The sequence below is a fragment of the Novosphingobium aeonii genome, assembly GCF_052279045.1.
Lineage (GTDB): Bacteria > Pseudomonadota > Alphaproteobacteria > Sphingomonadales > Sphingomonadaceae > Novosphingobium.
In genome coordinates, this window is record NZ_CP176833.1 from 1,624,515 (window position 1) to 1,645,206 (window position 20,692).

Annotated in this window: 17 protein-coding genes; 7 read left to right on the forward strand and 10 right to left on the reverse strand. The window is 61.4% G+C overall.

Annotation, left to right across the window (positions count from 1 at the left end; translation table 11 throughout):
* Positions 1–273: 273 nt before the first annotated feature.
* The gene (locus ACLIMP_RS22530) at positions 274–1,467 is read right to left on the reverse strand and encodes an IS91 family transposase (RefSeq protein ID WP_185999475.1); all 1,194 of its coding nucleotides are present in this window, start codon (positions 1,465–1,467) and stop codon (positions 274–276) included.
* Positions 1,468–1,471: 4 nt separating this feature from the next.
* Complete coding sequence (locus ACLIMP_RS22535) at positions 1,472–2,377, reverse strand: tyrosine-type recombinase/integrase (RefSeq protein ID WP_221937281.1); 906 nt, start codon at positions 2,375–2,377, stop codon at positions 1,472–1,474.
* 536 nt (positions 2,378–2,913) lie between these two features.
* On the opposite strand from ACLIMP_RS22535, the gene ACLIMP_RS22540 reads away from it, so the two are divergent.
* Positions 2,914–9,000 carry an HTH domain-containing protein gene (locus ACLIMP_RS22540; protein ID WP_443478400.1) on the forward strand — a complete coding sequence of 2,029 codons (6,087 nt, stop codon included), beginning with the start codon at positions 2,914–2,916 and terminating at the stop codon, positions 8,998–9,000.
* A gap of 417 nt (positions 9,001–9,417) precedes the next feature.
* The gene (locus ACLIMP_RS22545; protein ID WP_443478401.1) at positions 9,418–9,846 is read left to right on the forward strand and encodes a YobI family P-loop NTPase; all 429 of its coding nucleotides are present in this window, start codon (positions 9,418–9,420) and stop codon (positions 9,844–9,846) included.
* Between the two features lie 2 nt (positions 9,847–9,848).
* On the opposite strand, the gene ACLIMP_RS22550 is transcribed toward ACLIMP_RS22545, so the two are convergent.
* The 5 genes from ACLIMP_RS22550 to trbF form a co-directional block, all read right to left on the reverse strand.
* A protein-coding gene (locus tag ACLIMP_RS22550; protein WP_159832335.1) for an IS3 family transposase occupies positions 9,849–11,212 on the reverse strand; the annotation gives its coding sequence in 2 pieces (ribosomal slippage) (positions 9,849–10,862 and positions 10,865–11,212; 1,362 coding nt in all).
* 390 nt (positions 11,213–11,602) lie between these two features.
* The gene (locus ACLIMP_RS22555; protein WP_185998974.1) at positions 11,603–11,818 is read right to left on the reverse strand and encodes a DUF2274 domain-containing protein; all 216 of its coding nucleotides are present in this window, start codon (positions 11,816–11,818) and stop codon (positions 11,603–11,605) included.
* On the reverse strand, positions 11,815–13,089 hold the full coding sequence (locus tag ACLIMP_RS22560; protein WP_185998975.1) for a TraB/TrbI/VirB10 family type IV secretion system protein: 1,275 nt from the start codon (positions 13,087–13,089) through the stop codon (positions 11,815–11,817). The genes ACLIMP_RS22555 and ACLIMP_RS22560 overlap by 4 nt, the downstream gene beginning before the upstream one ends.
* Positions 13,086–13,904, reverse strand: a complete 819-nt coding sequence (gene trbG, locus ACLIMP_RS22565; protein ID WP_185998976.1) for a P-type conjugative transfer protein TrbG — start codon at positions 13,902–13,904, stop codon at positions 13,086–13,088. Before trbG ends, ACLIMP_RS22560 begins: the two co-directional genes overlap by 4 nt.
* Positions 13,901–14,563, reverse strand: a complete 663-nt coding sequence (gene trbF, locus ACLIMP_RS22570; protein ID WP_443478402.1) for a conjugal transfer protein TrbF — start codon at positions 14,561–14,563, stop codon at positions 13,901–13,903. The genes trbG and trbF overlap by 4 nt, the downstream gene beginning before the upstream one ends.
* Before the next feature lie 86 nt (positions 14,564–14,649).
* On the opposite strand from trbF, the gene ACLIMP_RS22575 reads away from it, so the two are divergent.
* Positions 14,650–15,818, forward strand: a protein-coding gene (locus tag ACLIMP_RS22575) for an IS3 family transposase (protein ID WP_443478072.1) whose coding sequence is annotated in 2 segments (ribosomal slippage) — positions 14,650–14,911 and positions 14,911–15,818 — 1,170 coding nt in all. Because the reading frame shifts where the segments join, the coding sequence is not laid out codon by codon here.
* A gap of 106 nt (positions 15,819–15,924) precedes the next feature.
* Here the strand turns inward: ACLIMP_RS22575 and ACLIMP_RS22580 are convergent.
* Positions 15,925–16,092 (reverse strand): DUF1328 domain-containing protein, encoded by a 168-nt coding sequence (locus tag ACLIMP_RS22580; RefSeq protein WP_185998990.1) that lies wholly within the window; start codon positions 16,090–16,092, stop codon positions 15,925–15,927.
* Positions 16,093–16,467: 375 nt separating this feature from the next.
* Here ACLIMP_RS22580 and ACLIMP_RS22585 point away from each other — a divergent pair, with 375 nt between their 5' ends.
* The gene (locus ACLIMP_RS22585) at positions 16,468–16,968 is read left to right on the forward strand and encodes a DUF4126 domain-containing protein (protein ID WP_221937245.1); all 501 of its coding nucleotides are present in this window, start codon (positions 16,468–16,470) and stop codon (positions 16,966–16,968) included.
* A gap of 391 nt (positions 16,969–17,359) precedes the next feature.
* On the opposite strand, the gene ACLIMP_RS22590 is transcribed toward ACLIMP_RS22585, so the two are convergent.
* Positions 17,360–17,656 carry a plasmid stabilization protein gene (locus tag ACLIMP_RS22590; protein WP_443478403.1) on the reverse strand — a complete coding sequence of 99 codons (297 nt, stop codon included), beginning with the start codon at positions 17,654–17,656 and terminating at the stop codon, positions 17,360–17,362.
* 60 nt (positions 17,657–17,716) lie between these two features.
* Positions 17,717–17,911, reverse strand: a complete 195-nt coding sequence (locus ACLIMP_RS22595) for a hypothetical protein (protein ID WP_443478404.1) — start codon at positions 17,909–17,911, stop codon at positions 17,717–17,719.
* A gap of 757 nt (positions 17,912–18,668) precedes the next feature.
* On the opposite strand from ACLIMP_RS22595, the gene xth reads away from it, so the two are divergent.
* The 3 genes from xth to ACLIMP_RS22610 are packed head-to-tail and all read left to right on the forward strand — an operon-like array spanning position 18,669 to position 20,638.
* Positions 18,669–19,472: an exodeoxyribonuclease III gene (gene xth / locus ACLIMP_RS22600; RefSeq protein ID WP_185998992.1), complete on the forward strand. Its 804-nt coding sequence runs from the start codon at positions 18,669–18,671 to the stop codon at positions 19,470–19,472.
* A gap of 9 nt (positions 19,473–19,481) precedes the next feature.
* The gene (locus tag ACLIMP_RS22605; RefSeq protein WP_443478405.1) at positions 19,482–20,165 is read left to right on the forward strand and encodes a hypothetical protein; all 684 of its coding nucleotides are present in this window, start codon (positions 19,482–19,484) and stop codon (positions 20,163–20,165) included.
* Positions 20,129–20,638: a hemerythrin domain-containing protein gene (locus tag ACLIMP_RS22610; protein ID WP_443478406.1), complete on the forward strand. Its 510-nt coding sequence runs from the start codon at positions 20,129–20,131 to the stop codon at positions 20,636–20,638. The genes ACLIMP_RS22605 and ACLIMP_RS22610 overlap by 37 nt, the downstream gene beginning before the upstream one ends.
* Positions 20,639–20,692 lie beyond the last annotated feature (54 nt).

The window sequence follows — 20,692 nt, forward strand, 5'->3', positions numbered from 1 at the left end:
GTACGGAATCCTGACATGGAGGAACCCGCGGGCCCCATCCACCGATCTATGGGCAAAAGGGCTTTGGTGTGGATCTGGTTGACTGAGGCAGACGTGCCAGTTTGCCCATCATAGGCAGGCTGGCAAGGGCTTTGGGTACGATTAGGCCGCGTTGCTTCCCTGACCCGGTATGCAATGTGCGCTGTTTTGATCGAGCCCGTGAGGTGGGCGCACTTTTCCGTATGGGCCGAGACGGAATGACCTCGGCCATGCTGTAGGGTGAGCCATGCCGGATCATGGCGCGTATTTCCGGGTCAGGAATGTTGGCGCCGGCGGTGCGCGAGGCTGATACCAACGCGCGAAGGCCTCGATGATGGTCATGTGCCCGCCGCAGCACGGACATGGCGGGCGGTGATCAGGCGGCTCGTCGGGTTCGGGCTCCTCGACCGGCGCGGCGAGGCCCAGCAGCCCACGAGCCAGTGCCATGGCCTCCTTATGCGCTGAACTGGCGAGCAGGCCATAATGCCGGATGCGGTGGAAGCCGCGCGGCAGGACGTGGATCAGGAAGCGGCGGATGAACTCGTCGGTCGCCAGCGTCATGACCTGCTGACGTTCAGCAGCATTACGGCGATAATCCTTGTAGCGGAATGTCACGCCGGACCCGTCGAAGCCAATGAGCCGCCGGTTCGAGATCGCGACGCGGTGGGTGTAGCGCGAGAGATAGGCCAGGACTGCCTGCGGGCCGGCGAAGGGTGGCTTGGCATAGACCACCCAGCGCTTCTTCCGGATCGGCGAGAGATGCCGCAGGAATGTCGTGCGGGCGGCAAGATGGGCATGAGCGCCGAAGAAGCCCAGCTTGCCGGCATCGAACAATGCCAGCAGGCGGGTGAGGAACAGCCGGCGGAACAATGCGCCCAGCACGCGCACCGGTAGCAGGAAGGCGGGGCGCGAGGAGATCCACCGCGTGCCGTCCGGCGCGATGCCGCCACCGGGCACGATCATGTGCACGTGCGGGTGGTGGGTCAGCGCCGATCCCCAAGTATGCAGCACGGCAGTGATGCCGACCCGTGCGCCGAGGTGTTTAGCATCGGCGGCGATGGTCAGCAGCGTGTCCGCAGCCGCGCGGAACAGCAGGTCATAGATCACCGCCTTGTTCTGCCACGCGATGGCGGCGATCTCGGCGGGTACAGTGAACACGACATGGAAGTAGCCGACCGGCAACAGATCGGCTTCGCGCGCCGCCAGCCAGGTGCGCGCCGCGGCGCCCTGGCACTTGGGACAATGCCGGTTGCGGCACGAGTTGTAGGCGACCCGCCAGTGCCCGCAGTCGTCGCAGGCCTCGATGTGACCGCCCAGCGCGGCGGTGCGACAGTTCTCGATGGCCGTCATGACCTTGAGCTGGCCGAGACTGAGATGCCCGGCATGGGCTGCGCGATACGCGGACCCGGCACAACGGAAGATATCGGCGACCTCGAGCGAGATGCGCACCGGCTTAACCGGGAGGTGCTCTACCTTCCATCAAGGCCACAATCTGGTCGAGCGGGCTGGCCACCGCCCGCATGGTCTTGCTCGAAACCTTGGTATAGATGGCGGTGGTGTCGATGTTTGTGTGGCCTAGCAGCACCTGGATGACGCGGATATCCACACCTTGCTCAAGCAGGTGAGTGGCAAACGAGTGGCGCAATGTGTGCGGGCTCACTCGCTTGTGGATCCCGGCGAACTCCGCCGCCTCATGCACGGCGCGGTTCAACTGGCGCGCCGAGATCGGATCCGTGCAATTGCGACCCGGGAACAGCCATCCATGGGGCAACATCACTCCGCGGCGCTTGCCTTCGCGCCACCATTGCCGGAGCAGATCCAGCAGATGCGGTGAGAGCATGGCGTTACGGTCCTTGCGTCCCTTGCCCTGTTCGACACGGATGATCATGCGCTCGCTGTCGACGTCTCCAACCTTGAGGTGGGTGACTTCGGACACGCGCAAACCTGCGCCGTAAGCCACGCTGAAGGCGGCCTTGTACTTGATGCCTGGGGCTGCCTCGATCAGTCGTGCGGCCTCCTCGACGCTCAGGACATCTCGAAGCTTGGGTTCACACCGTATGACGGAAAGACCCAGCGCAATCTCCGGCCGCTTGAGCGTCATGGTGAAGAGGAAGCGCAGAGCCGATACTGCGGCGTTGATGGTCGCCGGTCCAACGGCGCGCCGATGCTGGTCGAGTTGAAATCGCCGGAGGTCTTCTGCGTTGGCGGTGTCGGGAGGGCGGCCCAGAAACGCGGCGAAGGATCGTACGTGGCGAATGTAGTCCTGCTGCGTATGCACCCCGAGTCCTCGAAGCTTCATATCCTGTAGCATCCGCTGGCGCAGCGAACCGGTGGGGGCCGACATAATCGTAGTGTCCATGGTGAGTTCCTTTGCGTTGAAGGAACCTCACAATCTCATGGCGACTCCGCCCCAACCAACGTCTGGCAATTACGGCGCGACCTCACCCCAAACACCCCTCCCGCGGAGCGGGTTCGTCCTTGTCCCAGGCCCCGCCCATCACAGCCGACCCTTATGAGACGCTCAAAGCCAGAATTCGGCGGCCTGAGTGCAGACCGTCCGGTTTTCCGGCAGCTCGCGACCAATAAACGTCTTTCCGACGCGGTGGTGGGAGTATCAGCTTACCGCGCATCGGCCGTCCGGTGGAGGATATGGACCCCGAGTATCGGGAAAAACTCGTCGACTTTGGCTACAGGGGTTATTGCCGCCCTCTATCGCCTCGATGGCGATCTCCACCAAGGATCAGTCCGCTTCTCGGTACGCAATCCTGTGTCGCGGACCTGCCGGTCCTGGGCGGCGGTTGATTGTCCGTGGGTCATGGCTTGAAGCAAGGAATACCTGTGCAAAGCTAGTCGGAAATGCTTGCATCATTGGTCACGGGATTGCCATCTGATTGCATGGCACAGGCGCCTCGCACCCCACGACTTTCCACGAGCCCGGACAGCGATCACGCATTCTATGAAATCGGTTCGCGGCGTTTTGAGCACTTGGCCCGAGCGTTGCATGAAGCGCAGCCCGGTATCTTCGGAGCAAACCTCTACGCGCCAGATGGACAAGAACAGTTCGGTATAGATCATGTCGCTTTTCATCGAAGCGAAAGCGGTATGCATCTCGAGGTCGGGCAGGCGAAGGCGGAGCGACGGTTCGGAGCTGACGCCATTCGAAAGGCTGCCGACAAGTTTCTGGGCAACTGGGATACTCGGTGGCGTGACAAGAACGTTCGCCGCTTCATTCTCTTCGTAGGCTGCGCGATCAAGAGCGGCAAGGCGAGCGACGAGATCATTGCCCAGACCGGCCGCTTTGCCGCGCTGGGCGTAGAGTTCGTGGTGTGGGACTCCTCGGCAATCTATGATCGATTGCCCGGCGCCCCCGCTGCAGTGCGGACCTATCTTGGGCAGGATTGGTACGAGAAGATCTTTGGCAAGCCGGCCGGCCCTCTCAGCGAGCTTGTGCGAGATCTTGAAACGGGCTGGGACCTCAGCGTTTTGCGTGTGCAGGCGATGGTCACGCGACTTAACCAGGCCGAGACCGCAGAGATCGCGGAGCTGAAGCGCCGGGCAGGCAGAGGGGAAGGCGCGCGGGTCGTCTCCGAGCTCGAGAGTGCGTTGAAATCGGAAACCGCATCAGTGCTTGCGGCTCCGGTCAAGGCGGCCAAGCTGCGGCTGCTCGCCGCGCTGACCATGGGACCTGGGAATTATGTCCGGATCCGCCGGCTCCTCGATGAGGCCGACGAGCTCGATGGCGACTCTGCCCGCCTGCGCGCCATTCTCCTCATGGAAGCTGTGGGCAGCGCTGAAGTGCTCGAACACATTGCCGACGATGCGCCTGCTGAGCTTGCTGAAGTGCGCGCTGTAGCACTACTGCGCGAAGGTCGCGCCCATGAAGCGTTCAGCGCTATGGCCCGGTTCGTCGATGATGCTGAGCCGCGCGCCGAGACACTCCGGCTGGGGGCGCTTGCAAGTCTGGTTCTGGGAGAGTGTGCCGGCGCAGTGGCCCTGGCCGAACGCGCAGTGCAGCGGGATCCCGATTCGCGGGCATGCCAGCAGACATTGGCGACCTGCGTCTTTCACCGAGCCCTCTCGCCGATGGTGAGGCCGGAGATCGGCGAATGGCCGCAACCGATCGACCAGCCTCTCGTGATGGCATCGGATGGGGCCCGTGAAGACCTCGAGTACGCAGAGCGCTTGTTCCGGTCGCTGATGGCCTCCCCGGATCTCGAACATCACGAGATGATGGTGATGTGGCATTTTGGAGTGCTTGCTTGCATGCCATGGCGGCACGCGGACACGCTCGCCCGACTTGAGGAACTTCAGAGTACCGACGCACTGCCTATCCCGATTATCGCATGGGCAATATCGCGTGCGTTGCCGTTTGATCGGGTGGCAGCTGCCGTCAAGTGTGACAGCAAGCTGGCGGCTGATCCCGGCGATTTCGAGACGTTGCTGATCCGCGTCGCGCTCGCCAATGCCGATGGAAAGCCGAAGCAGGCTCGAGACCTGCTTGAAAGCCACCGGGAGGCCCTACTGACAGCGGGCCATGAGGGCCTTCACTCCTATTGGTCCGCAGCTCTCGATCTCGAGATGCGCAAATCTCCTGCCGACGCCGCGCTCGCGGCCCATCCCTGGCTGCGACTGCGTCGTGCAGTGAACATCAGTTCCAAAAAACCGCGCATCAGGGCGATCGCCACAGTCCTGAAAGGCGAGCTTGCCGCAGATGGCGACGCACGAGTTATACTCGCAGCCACGCAGCTGTTGCTGGATGCAGGATCGCCTAAAAGTGCTGTCAGGGCCGCATCGTTCCTGATTGAGCGGGTCGCCACCGCCGAGGCCATCACTGCCGCTGCAACAGCCTACTACCGTTGCGCCCGTTCGAAGGAGGTGCTGGCGGCCCTCACCTGTCGTGATGCATTTCCAGCCGGAGAGCTTCCTGTCGAACTCGAGCGGCTCCGAGCCGAATGCCTTGCTGCCACCGGATCACTGCTGAGCGCGCGGGACGCGAGCCTTGCGGTAGCGCGCATTACCGGGCAGCCGAGCGATCTGTGGCGGTCTATCGAACTCCAGCTGGCCATCGGGGCGGCACCCAAGGCCCTGGCTATCTACGAAGAGCATGCAGCGAGCCTGGCCGATCCCTCGCCGGGCCATATCACGCTTGCAAGGGCCGTCCTACAATCTCATCCCGAGATCGCACGCCGGATTACCAGGCAGATCGCGGCGGGAGCCCCGGACGACTTTGTGACAGCTGCGTTCGAGCTGGCGAACAAATTGCGGATGGGCGCCGAGCAGAGGGCGCTCATGCCCCGTATCCAGGCGTTGGCAGATGCCGGAAAAGGCGGCGTCGAGTTCGTGACGCTCGATGACGTTGTCAGAATGGCGAGGGAACGCCGCGAGCAAGGTGAACGGGCATTCGAGCTCTACGCGAATGGCCACAGCCCGGTCTATTTTCTCTCCGGGCTGCAGCCAGCGTTCCTGTCGAACCTCTATCTCGAGCCTCTCATCAAGGTGCCGGCGATCGGAGCTGCAAGAATGCCCCTCTACGCCCGCTACGGGCGGCGCCTTGAGGAGGATCTCTGGCCGGCCGAACGGGGCGATGTGCGGCTGATCATTGACGTCACGGCCTTGCTGACTGCCCATGGTCTGGGGATTCTCGACACGGTCGAGCGTGCTTTCCGCCCCATTCGTATCGCCCCCGAAGCGATTCCTGCGTTGCTGCAGGTTCGTTCGGATGTCGAGGTTGCTCAACCAGAGAGGGTGGAGGCAGCGCGCCGGGTGATGCAACGGTGCCGCGCAGGGGCGATCGGCACCGTCTCGCAGCCGGACGGGGCCCCAATCCAGGCCCCGGTCGAGGTTGGTGCCATGAAGGTCGTCTGGAAAGGGGAGGACGTCCTTGGCCCTGATCACCTTTCTCTGGCCCGGCTCATCGAGACCCTTGAGCAGACCCTTGATGCGACAGTCATCCAGGATGCCTGCGGCGAGCTTGGCGAGCTTGCTACCGGTCCCGGTGTCGGCATGCACCCGGCCGCCGGCAGCACGCTCGTGCTTGAAGCGGGGCTTGCGGTCTCGCTTGAGATGGCCGGGCTGATGTCGCCCCTGATCGCTCAGTTTGGCATTTGCCTCGATCCTCTCGAAGCGGACCGGCTCGCAAGCGAGATACTGAGCGCCGATGCATGCCAGCGACAGGTCGATTCATTGTCCCGCCTGCTTCAGCGTCTCCATGACGGGCTGGAAGATGGCCATTACCAGACTGTGGGGTATGGCGCCGAGACCGGCCTCGATCCGCTCCGCCGGGCTTTCATGCAATGCCTCAAGGCTCTTCAAGAGGATGGCGGGATTGCCTGGGTCGATGATCGTTACACCTCGTCGATCGACAACGCCCAATTCCAGATCGCGACGACCATCGAGGTTCTCGACGCGCTGGTACGGCATGACCGGCTGACCGATCGAGAATGCGACGCTTTGCGCCAGCGTCTTCGCGCCGCCGGATGGCTGTTCATGCCGCAGCGGGGCGACGAGATCGTACGCCATCTACGTGCAGCCACGCGCAAGGGCGAAGTGACCGAGACACCGGACCTGGAATTGTTACGACGTGCCATCGGTGAACTGTTCATCCACCGGCGCCGCTTGCAGTGGCCGGATCCGGCGGCTGTAGCCAAGGGCATACGCGGCGAGGTTCCCTTACTTCTCGATACCGGCCATGCCGTGACGCAGGCGCTGGCCGCTATCTGGCGCGACAATGAATGGTCGCTGGACGACGCCGAGGCGGCATCGGAATGGATCATAGACGTTCTGGAAATCGGCCTGTTCCCGATGCAGGGTCTGGCGGCCGGTGATCCGCGAAGCGACGAGTTGCTCGGCGTTCATCTTGGCAGCCTTGTTCTTGTCGCGCTGCAGTTCTTCAGCGGCAAGGATACCTCACGCCAGGCGGCCTATCTCGACTGGTTCTGGCGGCACTACCTCGGCAATTTTCTTCGTATCCGTCCGGAGATCCGGCCATCGCTTGAAGCGATGATTGCAAAGCACCTTGAGGATGATGGTGAAAGCGGGCCTGAGAAGAAGCTTTGGCGAGGGTATCTGGCCCAGGTCCTCAATGCCGTTCCCCTCCCACTTCGTGCGTCGCTGCTCGCGCGGGAGGATGTGCGCCAGGCATTCGAACTTCCCGGCCATGGACAGATTTCTGTCGGTGGCGAGGACTATGATGAGGTCGAGTTCTTCCGGGCGGTCATCGACGCATCAATGCAGACACCTGTTCGTCTCGTTTCCATCACTGGAAATGACACGCAGGTCGACCTCGTCGCGGTGGACGGCGGCGAACTTGTTCGTTTCAAGGTCGGCAGCAGGCAAATGCGTGTCGATGACTGGCCGAGGCGGGTGTCGAGCGATGATCCGGATGTTCGCAAGGCGGCGATCGAGGAGCGTGATGTCGTACTCGACCTCTCTGCTTCCGAACGCGCCGATCTGAATGCAGGAATCGGTGAAATTCCCGACAGGATTGCACGTGTTCGCGCAGTCCTGTCGCGCACTCATGAGACCGCCCAGCACGACTACAGCGATCTCGAGCAGAAGGTGAACGAGCGCGAAGCGGTAGGTCTGTGGGATTTCACGCCGCGCGATGTTCACAAGATCGTCCGACACCTCCGCCTCGAGACCAGCATTGAGGAAGCGACCGAACGACTTCTGGGCGAGCGCGGTTTGGGCCTGGCGATACGTCGTATCAGCGCCTTGCCGATCATCGCGCCTCAAGCGCTGCATGAGCTGGCCGGTGCCCTTGACCCAGCCGGGCTAGCGGCGCTCCTCGACGCAGCGCAGATCGAGACGGCAACGCCCTGGGCACAGCTGTTCACGGCCGAGCTGCTTTTGTCCGCGACATCGGATAAAATTCTCACCGATCGGGCTCGTAAGTTGATAGAGCAAGCCTTGGGACCGCAAAGCGCGTCGCTATGGCAACTTTATATCGCCTTTGCCCAGTTCACCGCCAGTGAAGGCCCGAGCGACCCAAAATGGAATAGCCTCACCGCGTCCCAGCAATTGGCGGCCTGTTGGTCCCATTCCAGTTCGCTGATCGAAATCCTCGTCGCCGGCGGCGTGATCGTCCCCTCGCTGATGGAAGTTCTGCAGTCCGCCAGACTTGTTTCACCGCGAAGCCTCGTGGCACAGATACACAAATTTCAGCACGATGTGGCAGATCCGCAGCGCATGACACCCGACAGGCTACGTATTCATAGTGCAGCGCCCGCGCTGCTTCGGCTACGTTCGCTTGCCAGACATCGGGAGTGGGCCGAGGCGATGTTGCGCGCGCTGATGCTCGAGCCTTCGGAGGACGGGCTGCCTCAACCCCGACTGGAAATCTCCCGCGGCGCGCTTGCCCCGGACGATGCGCTGAACAGTTTCTTCACAGCGCCGCTGGGTGAAGCGCTCAAGGAGCTGCATCCAGGCATAGCCGGGCTGTTCCGCGATTATCTGCCAGATATGTTGAACGAATTGCTCGGATCGCAATCCGGCACCGATGAGCGCTGCGCAGCATGGCGTCTGTTACGGATCGCTGGCGGGGACGCCCCCCTTCCAGAAGCCTTGTCGCAGAAGTGCCGTGAGGCGGCAATCGATCAGGATGGCCGTGTTGGGGTCGTTGGGCGCCAGGACGATGACCTTCGGGGCAGTCGTTTTGCATTGTTGGAATTTTCTGCGCTCGCAGCCGTTAACGGCTGGACGGAAATGGCCGAATGGATCGATGCAGAAGCCCAACGCCTTGGTCCCCGAGAGGATGAGGACGAGGTCATGGTGATGTTCGAAGTGGCGGTGTGGAGGGCGCGGCTCGCGGCGTCGCCCGCTGAGCGGACACGCGCCTTTGCAGGAAGCCTGCTGGACTTGGGCACACGTCCGCGCCTTGCAAGACAGGCTGAACTTGCTTGCCGGCATTTTGCCCGCAATCTTTCTGGCACGGAGACCGAGCCATTCGTGGACACCCTGGGCGCGCTCTACTTTCGCCGATGACAGAAAACGTCCGCCAGCAGGACCTTTGCCTCCTGTCAAACGGCGCGGGGAAGTTGGCCGGGGGCGACACGTAAAACTGTGTCCCCTTTTCATGCTTAAATCGCAATGGAATCAAGCGGCGGAGTGTAAAATTGTCGGTCAATTGGCCTTCCAGCACACGTGCTGCAAGGTCACTCAACGGATACGGCCTCAAGGCGCTCGATGAGACCTGCCCTACGCTCGGCGGGAAGCTTGGCAAGGTTCTGCTGCCTCCACCTTACGGCGGGCAGATCGGCGGCTCCGGGCAGACCAAGCAGATCCCAATCCGGCTCACAGAGGCGTTGAACAAGAATGACTACGGCCGGTAATGCATCTTTGGTCACGGGAGAAGTCGTGGTAGCCAAAGCCCGGGTAGCTAAGTCACGGAGTTCTTGATACTTGTTCGACTACCGAACGAAACTGGCTGGCTGGCTGGCGACGGCTGCGAAATACGTCGCTCGCAAGCCCGAGGAGACCGACGAAGGCGTCCTGCTCAACGACCTTGCCCCGAATGAGGACGCCGATCCAACGGGCGTGTACTCGGCAGCGCTGAAAAGCGCGACCAGTAGTGATCGTGTGATGAACATCGCGCTCACAGGGCCTTACGGATCGGGCAAGAGCAGCATCATCAGGACCTTCCTGAAAGGATATGGGCGCCCTTCTCTCCAGATATCCCTAGCCGCGTTTCTGCCCGAAGCGCAGCCGGTCGGCGACGGTGACAGTGGCAAGGAAAAGGCAACCCAGCCCACTGATCCTTGTCCGTCGTCGAGACATTTGGCACAGATCGGGGCGTGGATTAGCGGAGAGCGAGCCTCGTCTGGGGGTTGATGTTAGGCGGCGAGCTTGCGGTGAAGCAAGCGGCGATATTCGATGGTTTTTTGCTTGATGGTTTCGCGACGCTTGATGATAGCGGGAGCCCTGCCGAAGTAGGCGTCAGCGGGCGTCACGTTGTTCAGGCTCTCGTGGTAGCGCTGGTGATTGTAGTGCTCCACGAACGCTTCGATCTGGGCTTCGAGGTCGCCGGGCAGGAAGTAATGTTCCAACAGGATGCGATTCTTCAAGGTCTGGTGCCAGCGCTCGATCTTGCCCTGCGTTTGCGGATGCAACGGGGCGCCACGGACGTGACTCATCTGCTGGGCCTCGATGTACTCGGCGAGTTCGCCCGCGATGTAACTGGGGCCGTTGTCGGATAGTAGCCGGGGCTTGTGCAGGACCGTGGCGCTGTCGCAGCCCGATGCCTTGAGGGCCAAGTCCAGCGTGTCAGTGACGTCCTCGGCGCGCATGTTGGTGCACAGTTTCCAGGCAATGATGTAGCGCGAGTAGTCGTCGAGCACGGTCGACAGGTACATCCAGCCCCACCCGATGATCTTGAAGTAGGTGAAGTCGGTTTGCCACATCTCATTCGGCCGGGTGGTCTTCGTGTGGAACTGGTCAGCGGCCTTGATCACGGTATAGGCTGGACTGGTGATCAGGTCATGGGCCTTCAACAGGCGGTAAACCGTGGCTTCCGACACGAAATAGCGCTTCTCGTCGGTGAAGCGCACCGCCAGTTCGCGAGGGGAAAGCTCGGTCGCCTCGAGCGCCATCTCGACGATCTGCGCGCGGATATCCTCGGTGATGCGGTTCCACACCCGGCTCGGCGCCGAGGGGCGATCCTCCAGGGCTTCAGGACCGCCCTCAAGGAAGCGGTCATACCAGCGGTAGAACGTCCGGCGAGGAATACCCAGCTTGTCCAGAGTGTGCTTGGCCGGCAGGTGCGACTGCTCGACGATCCTGATAATCTCCAGCTTTTCTGCGGCGGGGTACCTCATTCGTCGTCGCCCCCATCCGCGATCATGCTTTTTTTGAGCAGGCGGTTTTCCAACGTCAGGTCAGCAACGCATTCCTTCAGGGCACGGGCTTCACGGCGCAGATCCTGCACCTCGCCCGTGGTCGCAGAACGGGCGGTATCGCCCGCGAGCCGGCGTTTGCCGGCCTCCATGAACTCTTTCGACCAGGTGTAGTAGAGGCTCTGGGCGATGCCTTCACGCCGACACAGCTCGGCGATGCTGTCCTCGCCGCGCAATCCGTCGAGCACGATGCGGATCTTGTCCTCGGCCGAGAAATGCCGCCGCGTCTGTCGGCGAATGTCTTTCACCACGGCTTCGGCAGAGGCCTTTGCTGGCGATTTTCGCAAGGAGGGTTTGGGCTTCATCTTCGTTCCTTCGTCACTACGACGAAGCCCAAACCCTCCTTAAATCTCAACCCCTAATCTGTGCCATGGGCGCTGACGCCGGACAAGCACAGGAACGGCAGCTTTCTCGGATGGGCCGCTCCAAAGCTGACTGTCGCGAATGTCCAACTTAGCAGTTATCAGCATGGTGCGGCGCACGTGGTATCCGCCTTGACGTGATAAGATCACGTAGGCTTGAAGCGATGACAACGGTCGATCGACCGACCTTAGCCACTTCCAGATCGCCACAGGAAATCATTTGGTAGATTCGTGTTCGGCTCAGTCCGGTCAACCTTACGGCGTCGGAAATTCGCACGCTGATCGGCTCCATCCCACCGGAAGGCGCGCGGACATCAAATTCATGATCCATTGTCACTTCCCCTTCCGCTGCTGCTGAAATCCACGATCTCCTTCCAGAAATGCGCTCAGGATCGCAGGGACCAATTCCGGTACCGGCACCTCAATTCCATAGGTGACTGCATAGGCAGCCGCGTAGTCCTGCAAGCTCAGATGGAGGTCCGGTGTAACTGTTATCGCTAGCTTCACCGGCGTCTTGTCCGGAAGCTTCCCCAGCTTGATCGTGCTCATCGTCCGCTCTCTCCTTTCCAGGGCGCCAGCACCAAATCCTGCCGTACCACAAGGCGCACCGCCGCGCCCGGCCGGATGTCGATAGTGGGCTGGATATCAAGATTGCGCTGGGTGATCTGATCCCCGGCACGCGACACACTGGTCTGCGCGGACTCCCGGATCGCCTGCACCAGATCGCTCTCGCCAGTAATCGAGAGCTCGGTGCCTACGCCCAGAAGCGTTGCAATCGCGACGCCCTTGAGCAGCCGTCCAGTATGGTAGTTCACCCGGTCCGAGAGGCCCGAGTAGCCAGATGGATCAGCCGCCGGCATGTTATCGAGCCGAACCGACCTGCCATCGGGCATTACCAGGCGCTGCCAGATGACCAGTGCCCGGCTCTGCCCATAGGCCACGACGCTGTCGTACTTGCCAATCAGCCTTGCACCCTGTGGAATGAGCAAGGTCTGACCGGATGCGCTGTCGAAAACGTTCTGCGTGACCTGCGCAATCACCATCCCTGGCACATCGGAATTCACGCCCGTGACGAGGCTGGCCGCAATGACGCTGCCGGCCATCAGTATATAGGGCGAGGCAGGCGTTGCCAGACCGTGCGGATTGACATCGCCGCGCTCGTCGAGCTTCTCGGCGAACTGCGTTTTGCGGTCGGCGGTCGCCGAACTCGATGCATCGGCAGCCGCACTCTGTCCCGAACCAATCGAAGGTTCAGGCGCAGTCGCAGCGGCGACGGCCGGTGTGCCCGTTTCCGTACGTGCGCCCTGAATTAGCAGCGACGACTGCCTCGCTGCCTTGAGCTCAGCAGCCTGTCGTTGCCGTGCTTCGTCAACGTGAGAGGTGGCGGGCGCCGCCATACCAGCGCCCGCCAATTGGCGCTGCTGCGCCTTCAGGATCGGTCGTCCAAGATCTCCGGGCAGCGGCGGGCCTAGCTTCGGCACATCCCCATAGCTCTTGGGGAGCCCGGCCAGCGCATCGTCTGAAGGCTTCCGATCCGGCTGGGACATCATGCTGTCTACCGCGACGTGCCCCATGATCCTCGGCTTCAGCGCAATCCACGCCACGCCGACAATGGCGATCGCAGCCAGAACACTCCCGCCGATAATCACTTCCTTGCGGAAGCGGGTAACACGCGGCGTGCGGGCGCGTATTGCCAGCGTCTCGGGATCAAGCTTCGGCGCCGACGTCGGTGCCTCCCCCGGCTCGGCCTGCACCTCCTGCGAGATCGCTACGGGGCGCGGAACCTGTACGGCATCGCCTGCTTCCAGCTCCTCGCTCATCGCCGCACCCTCCCCTCGCCGCCTCGGGCGATGCGGACGACCTGCTGCTTCTTCGTCCCAAGCCGAAGCTCCGCGACGGCAAAGATGCGATCCACCACATAGAAGCGGCCCTTCATGCGGTAGTTGACCAGTTCTGCCGCCCCATCGGCGCCGATCAAGAAGAGCGGTGGAGCTTCATCGACACCAATCGATGCCGGAAACTCAATGAACGCCTGCCTCCCGTCATCGAAAGCCCGCACCGGCCTCCAGGTCGGCGTATCGCCGGTAATCACGTAGCCGAAGTAGAGCTGCTCGACGCCCATCCCTGCTGCGACCGGCTTCGCCGCCTCGGCTGCGGCTTGCGCGGTTTTCACCGCGACGAGTTCATCGAGCGGATAATTCCAAGACAGTGCGGACATGCCCGCGCTTGGCCGGCTCGTCAGCAGCAGATGATAGGTACGCCGATCGGTAGTGATGACGAGATTGGTCGCGAGCCCTGCGCTAAACGGTTTCACCAGCACGTGCGTCCGCTTGTCCTCTCCGCTCCCGCTCGAGGTATCACCGATCACCCAGCGCGCGGTGTCGCCGGCGGCTACGGCAATCAGTCCCTCGCCCGCCTGCAACGCGATATCGGTGATCATCCCGGGCTGGGTATAGGCGTGGTACACCGTGCCATCCGACCAGAGGTAGACCTGGCGGGCATTGACCCAGGCATTCGGAGACGGCTCAACGCTGGATCGGCTCATGCCGCTGGGGGGCAGCTTCGCACGCGCCGGCAAGTCCGCTGGATGGGCGCCCACGACAAAAGCAACCGCGGCCAGTAGCGAAGTCTTCATGGCAGAACCTCCTTGGCTTGTTCGGGATCGAGGAGTGCGGGCGCCTCTGACGCGGCCTGGTTGGCCGCTGGACTTGCTGGTAGAACTGCAGCGGCCGGTGCGGACGTTTCGAGTTCGCGGCTCCAGTCGATGGCGTCGACATAGATGCCCAGTGGGTTCTTGCGCAGCGTCTCACTATCGCGCGGCGCCTGCTGAACGATGGTCAGTATCGCGGTCCAGTGGCTGGTGCCGGCCGCGCTGCCGCGCTCGAACGCGTTCTCGATCCATTTGACCTGGAAGCTCTTGTCCGAGGCCCGAACCACGCTGGTCACCTGGACCGAGACCGTCCGCTCCCCAAGCCCCGTCAGCGCACCTGAGCCTCTCGCGTATTCGCTGAGAAAACGGCTGCCGCGCTGGGTCGAGAAGTCGTAGGCCTCGAGCCAGCCATCGCGCATGACGACAGGGTCGAGCGAGTGCCCGCGGATATGCCCGATGAACTTGGATAGAGCCCAGGCAATCTGCGGATCGGTCGGCTGATAACCGGCCTCGGCTTCACTGACCGCGCGGGGCTCGCCAAGCCTGTCGACCGCAACGACATAGGGCACCACCCGGCTCTGCAGCGACTGCCAGATGAGTCCAGCCGCCATGGCGCAGGACAGGCCGAGGCAACCGAAGGCCATGATCCGCCAGTTCCGGGCCTGGATGATCTGCCCCCTTCTGAGTGGCCCAAAATCTGTTTTAGATTTGGCCACGAAGGAGGACTTGAATGGCGAGGAAGCACAAGCCGGAAGAGATCATCGGCAAGCTGCGTGAAGCGGAGATCGTGCTGGCGCAGGGCGGAACGGTGGCGGATGCGTGTCGCCGGATCGGCGTCACCGAGCAGAGCTACTACCGCTGGCGCAAGGAGTATGGCGGCCTGAAGATGGACCAGGCTCGGCGCATGAAAGAGCTTGAGAAGGAAAACGCTCGGTTGCGGCGGGCGGTGTCAGATCTGACGCTGGACAAGTTGATCCTACAGGAGGCCTCGCGGGGAAACTTCTGAGCCCCGCGCGCCGCAGGCGCTGTATCGATCATATCCGGGGCATGATGCCGGTGTCCGAGCGGCGGGTCTGCCGCGTGCTCGGGCAACATCGATCGACGCAGCGCAAAACGCCGCGTGGGGCGGATGACGAAGCAGCCCTGACCGAGGATATCATCGCGCTTGCCCGGCAGTATGGCCGCTATGGCTATCGCCGGGTGACGGCCTTGCTGCGCGATGCCGGTTGGCATGTGAACCGCAAACGGGTGGAGCGCATCTGGCGCCGTGAAGGGCTCAAGGTGCCGCAGAAGCAACCGAAGCGTGGAAGGCTCTGGCTCAACGACGGATCATGTATCCGCCTGCGACCGGAATATCCGGGCCATGTGTGGTCTTACGACTTCGTCGAGGGACGCACACATGATGGCCGCAAGTTCCGCATCCTGTCGATCATCGACGAGGCCAGCCGCGAGTGCCTCGCCTTACCCATCGCGCGACGGCTGCGCAGCGAGGACGTGCTGGCGACTCTCGCCGAGTTGTTCGTCACACGGGGGCCGCCGGCGCACATACGGTCAGACAATGGCCCTGAATTTATCGCCAATGCCGTGCAGCAATGGCTGGCGAAGATCGGCGTGAAAACGCTCTACATTACACCCGGCAGCCCATGGGAAAATGGCTACTGTGAGTCCTTCAACGGCTCGATGCGTGATGAGCTCTTGAACGGGGAGATCTTCTACACCTTGGCCGAGGCGAAGATCCTGATCGAGGCCTGGCGGCGGCACTACAACACCGTCAGGCCTCATAGTTCGCTGGGGTATCGACCGCCGGCCCCGGAGACGGCGACGGCGCCATGGCTGCCCTCCGGTTCCGCTACGCTGCACCTACGGCCAGCCATGGCGCCGGAGGCAATCTTACACTAACAAACAACCCGGACCACTCGGTGGGGGCCGGTCACGCCGCAGAATTCGAAAGTTCAAGCTATGGCGTGCGGTTCAACGCTTGCGCGTCGGCTCCGTCCTATGCGCTTTACGGCATCCTTCGGCCTCGACCGAAAAAGAAGCCAAGGACCAGGATCACGACTGCAACAAGCAGGAAGACCTTGGCAAGGCTGGCGGAAAGACCTGCTACACCGCCAAATCCCAGAAGCGCTGCAATGAGTGCAACAACGGCAAAAATGATGGCCCAGCGAAACATGAGGCCTCTCCCTAGATAAAAACGCTGCATCGACCTTTTCGAGCAGCCCTGTTCTAAAACATGCGACCTTTCCCGATGTTCCGCGATAAGCTGGAACGGCCGGCTACGAGGCACTTGAACCTGTAGGCTTTCTGGCTTCGTTGGGCGCCATACCAAACCCGTCATGCTCGGCGCGCAACTCTCACAAGGCAGTCGGTGCCGACTCTGCGGCCGATCTACGCTTCTGATTATTTGATTGTCCTGAGGAACGAAGCATAGGAAGCCTAACAGCCTGGCGCAGCGATCCAACACATTGACACGGCAACCGCGCATGACGGGATCAAATCTTCGGCAGCGCGCATTTCATGCATTCACGACTCAGCATGAAAGCCGATCATGATCCGTTCAATCCTCATCGGTCTTGTGGCCGGACAGCGTGGAATATCGCCGCTAGCCTCGATCGCTCTTGCAACGCGCCGCGGTGCTATTCCGTCGGCCCTTCCCCTGCAGGCGCTTCTAAAAAATCCTATTGTTGCAGCAGGAGCAGCGGCCTTGGCTGCTGCAGAGATGGCCGGCGACAAGATGAAATCAGCGCCGGATCGCATCGTGCCGATAGGATTGGCCGTGCGTTCAGTGACTTCCGCATATGCCGGGGCTGCGCTTGCCCCCCGCGGAAGCCGCACGGCAGGTGCGATCGTAGCGTCGGCGACCGCACTGGTGTCTTCGTACATTGGCTGGCGCCTGCGGTGCGCGGCAATGCGGCGCTATGGCCAGACGTCCACCGGATTTGTCGAAGATGCCATGGTCCTTGGTTCCGGCATTCTCGTGGCGAACCCCGATCTGATCGCGGGATCGGAGACCGGCGGCTTCCAGACTCCACGGGTTCGAAATGCCTGAACCTAACCTTTGCGATTAATGCCAGAGGATCATCCGAGATTTATTTCAGGAGAGGAATAATGAGCCCAGACAACGAAAGAATAGAGGTTCCAAAAGAGGATGTCCGTGCTGGAACTACCCCCGGTGTCGTCCGGTATGTGCTACTTATCAGCTTGATCCTGGTAGTCGCTTCATTGTCAGTAATCTGGATCGTACGCGCCGTTCAAGCGCCCAAGGATACAGGCGGTGTCAGCGATACCCGCCAAGCGATAGAACAGGGTTACGCGGCGCCGCAAGATCAACCCGGGATGCAAAGCCCAGCGCCGCCGGCACGCTGAACCGATCTGCGATTTTGCCCGAGAGCCAGACGGTTTCGTCGCTTTGAGACGGCGATCGAAACCCTTATATCGTATCAGCCTCCGGACCGCTTGCGTCGCGTCTCCCAACCTTTCTTGGCTGCCGCGGATCGATCGGCATGGCTCTGCGATTTTCCGCCAATGCGACCTCCCTTCTTGGACGCCGCGTGGTTTTCCGTCTTTCCCCGGCCCGATCCGGATTTTTTACCGCCGCCGGACTCCTTATTGACCGTTGCCCAAGCCCGTCGTTCGGCCTCTTTATGGCCGACACCACGGTCTTCGTAGCCTTCTTCGATATGTTCGGCTTTGCGCTTTTGCTTATCCGTGTAGCTGGATTTGTCACCTCGCGGCACAGTCTCTCTCCTTTCACAAACCTTCTTATACGACCTCGAGTTGGCGGCCGCGATTTCGCCTCAAGCGGCTTCGTCAGCAGCTTCGACACACCGAACTGCCAAAACGGCAAAGCGTCGGGCCTGTACCCGCAGCTGAGCGCCCAGGTGGAACCGGATCAGGATGTTGCCTTCCACCAAACCCGGCCGAATTCCCTTCTCACCGCCATCATCTTTTTCGGCCGACTTCCCGAATATTTCCCGGCGGAGCCGATCCATCCTTGGCTCTACGCGCGTTCTCGTCCTTTTTGTTCGGTGCCGTCGCTGGTGCCGGCGGATCACCCTCGACGGCCGGAGTTCGGATCATCTCGTTCTCGACCTCATGGTTCTTGGGCCACGATCGGCTTTCGCTCATGATGCATCTCCTTCAAAGCGTGACGCTCGGCACCTGCATGTTTGTCCTAAACAAGGGTCGGCCGTTTATCGTTCCTCGCCGAAACAGCTCTGCATTCTCCGGTGACACAATTGCTGTGTCCTGCGGAACGGGAAATGCTTCGCGTCAGTTGTAGCGATACGAGGGTAAGCGAGGAGACCGTCATGGCAGATACAAAAAGCACCTATCCTCCGATCCGCGACACGTCTGGTCATGACCATGAACGCGCCGCGCCCGGCCAGGATACCCAAGGTACCGGCGGCGTCGGAGCCCGGCCGACCGATAACCACGGCGGCAGAGCGGCGAAGGATATTCCACTCAACACCCGAACCGGTGTTCAAGCGGGAAGCCCCCGCGGCAAACCCAGCCAATAGGGATAGTTTTCAGGAAATCGGTGGGCGACGGCCGCGCGAGAGTCGCTGCCTCCGGAAAAATGGCCGGAACGCCGGCATACGCAGGTGGTTGCGCCAATCAGCCGGACGGAAATGAGAACAATCGGCAAGGTCTCGGTTTCTCGACCGTCGATGCTATCGGCTTATTGGACCCAGCATTGTCAATAATATCGGTCGGATTTTCCGCCGCAGATCAGGAGAGGCCAGTCCTGTGAAAATCGCGACCTACAACGTCAATGGCATCAACGGACGGCTTCCGGTGCTTTTGCGCTGGCTTGAACTCGCCGAACCGGACATCGTTTGCCTGCAGGAATTGAAGGCGCCGCAGGACAAGTTTCCCGAGGCCGCGATTGGGGCAGCGGGCTACCAAGCCATCTGGCATGGACAGAGCCGTTGGAACGGAGTGGCAATCCTCAGCAAAGTCGGCGAAATCCACGAGACCCGCCGCGGGCTTCCTGGCGATCCTGAGGATACGCAGAGCCGCTACATCGAAGCGGCGATCAACGGCATGCTCATTGCTGGGCTATACCTCCCCAATGGCAATCCGAGGCCGAGCGCCAAGTTTGAATTCAAACTGAAATGGTTTGAGCGATTACGGGATCGTCTTGCCGAACTTGTCGCGCTGGAAGCTCCGGTGATCGTTGCGGGCGACTTCAACGTCATGCCAACGGATCGCGACGTCCATGCGCCCGAGCGCTGGCGCGACGATGCGCTTTTCGCGCCGGAGGTGAAGGCGGCTTACGCCGGCCTTCTCCAGCAAGGATGGACCGATGCGTTGCGGCATCTCCATCCGCACGAGACCGTTTACACGTTCTGGAAATACTGGCGCGGCGCCTTCGAGCGCGATGCCGGCCTCAGGATCGATCACGTCCTTCTCAACCCGGTGGCATCCAGGCTCCTGGTGGCTGCCGAGGTCGACCGGCGCGCCCGCGGCTGGGAAAAGACTAGCGATCATGCGCCTGTCTGGGTCGAGCTTAGCAATGAACCGGTTCGCAAGTCTCGGCGCAAAGCATAGGAGCATGGTATGATCCCGGAGAAATTCCTGCTCGATGCAAATGACTGGGTGCCCAACAATCAACGCCTGCCGGTGCTCATTTATCGAAACGTAGAAAGCGGCGAGGCGGAGCAGATTGCCGAAGCCTTCGAGAAACGCTTCGCAGAGCATGGCTGGCCGCCAAAATGGCGCGATACGATATTCGATTATCATCACTATCACTCTACCGCTCATGAGGCATTGGGCGTCTCGCGCGGCCGCGCCTCGCTGATGCTGGGTGGGAGCGGCGCCCTGATCGTGAGCGTCAAAGCGGGCGATGCACTCGTGCTACCGGTCGGCACCGGCCATTGCCTCATTGAGGCCAGCGAAGATTTCCTCGTGGTGGGCGCCTACCCCCGAGGGGCAGGTTTGGGACATTTGCCAGGATTCGCCATCCAAGGAGGCATTCGAGCGTATCCAGACCATGACGGCAGCCAAGCAAGATCCCGTTTCTGGGCGATGATCGCGAAGCGGCGCGAACAGGATTCGTCCGGCTTCACGCTTCGACCTCCACTCGTCCCAAAAAGCAAAAGCTCCGTGGCCTTTCGTATTCGGACAGCAGTTGAGGAAGGAATATTCGGGGAACGAACCCGTCAACGGCGCACTTACTATGGCAAGCCCCGAAAACGGAGGATTCCATGGCAGAAGAGTTCACCGACGCAATCGCGCTGTTGAAGTCCGACCACCGGAAGGTCGAAGACCTGTTCCAAAAGTTCGGAGCCGCGCGCACGTCTTCCCAGAAGAAATCGCTTGCGCACGAGATTTGTGTCGAGCTCAAGATCCATACGGCCATCGAAGAAGAGATCTTTTACCCGAGCTTTCGAGGAAAAATCGAGGACGACACACTCGACGAAGCCTATGTCGAACACGACGGCGCCAAGATTCTAATCAACGACATCGAGGCAGCCTCGCCGGAGGACAATTTCTTCGCAGCAAAGGTCAAAGTGCTGTCCGAAGAAATAAAGCATCACGTCCACGAGGAGGAAATGCCCTCTGAGGGGATGTTCGCGCAGTGCCGTAAGGCAGACGTAGATCTCGTCGAGCTGCGCGACCGGATGCTGGCTCGCAAGAAAGAACTGGTTGCCGCAGCGAGTGGCGGTAGGCTGCCCGCAGCAAAGCCGACAGCGGTCAATCTTATCGCTGCCTAAGAAGGCGGGCGGCCAGCCGATCGTCGGTCCGGACAGACGCGAGGATTATCTCTT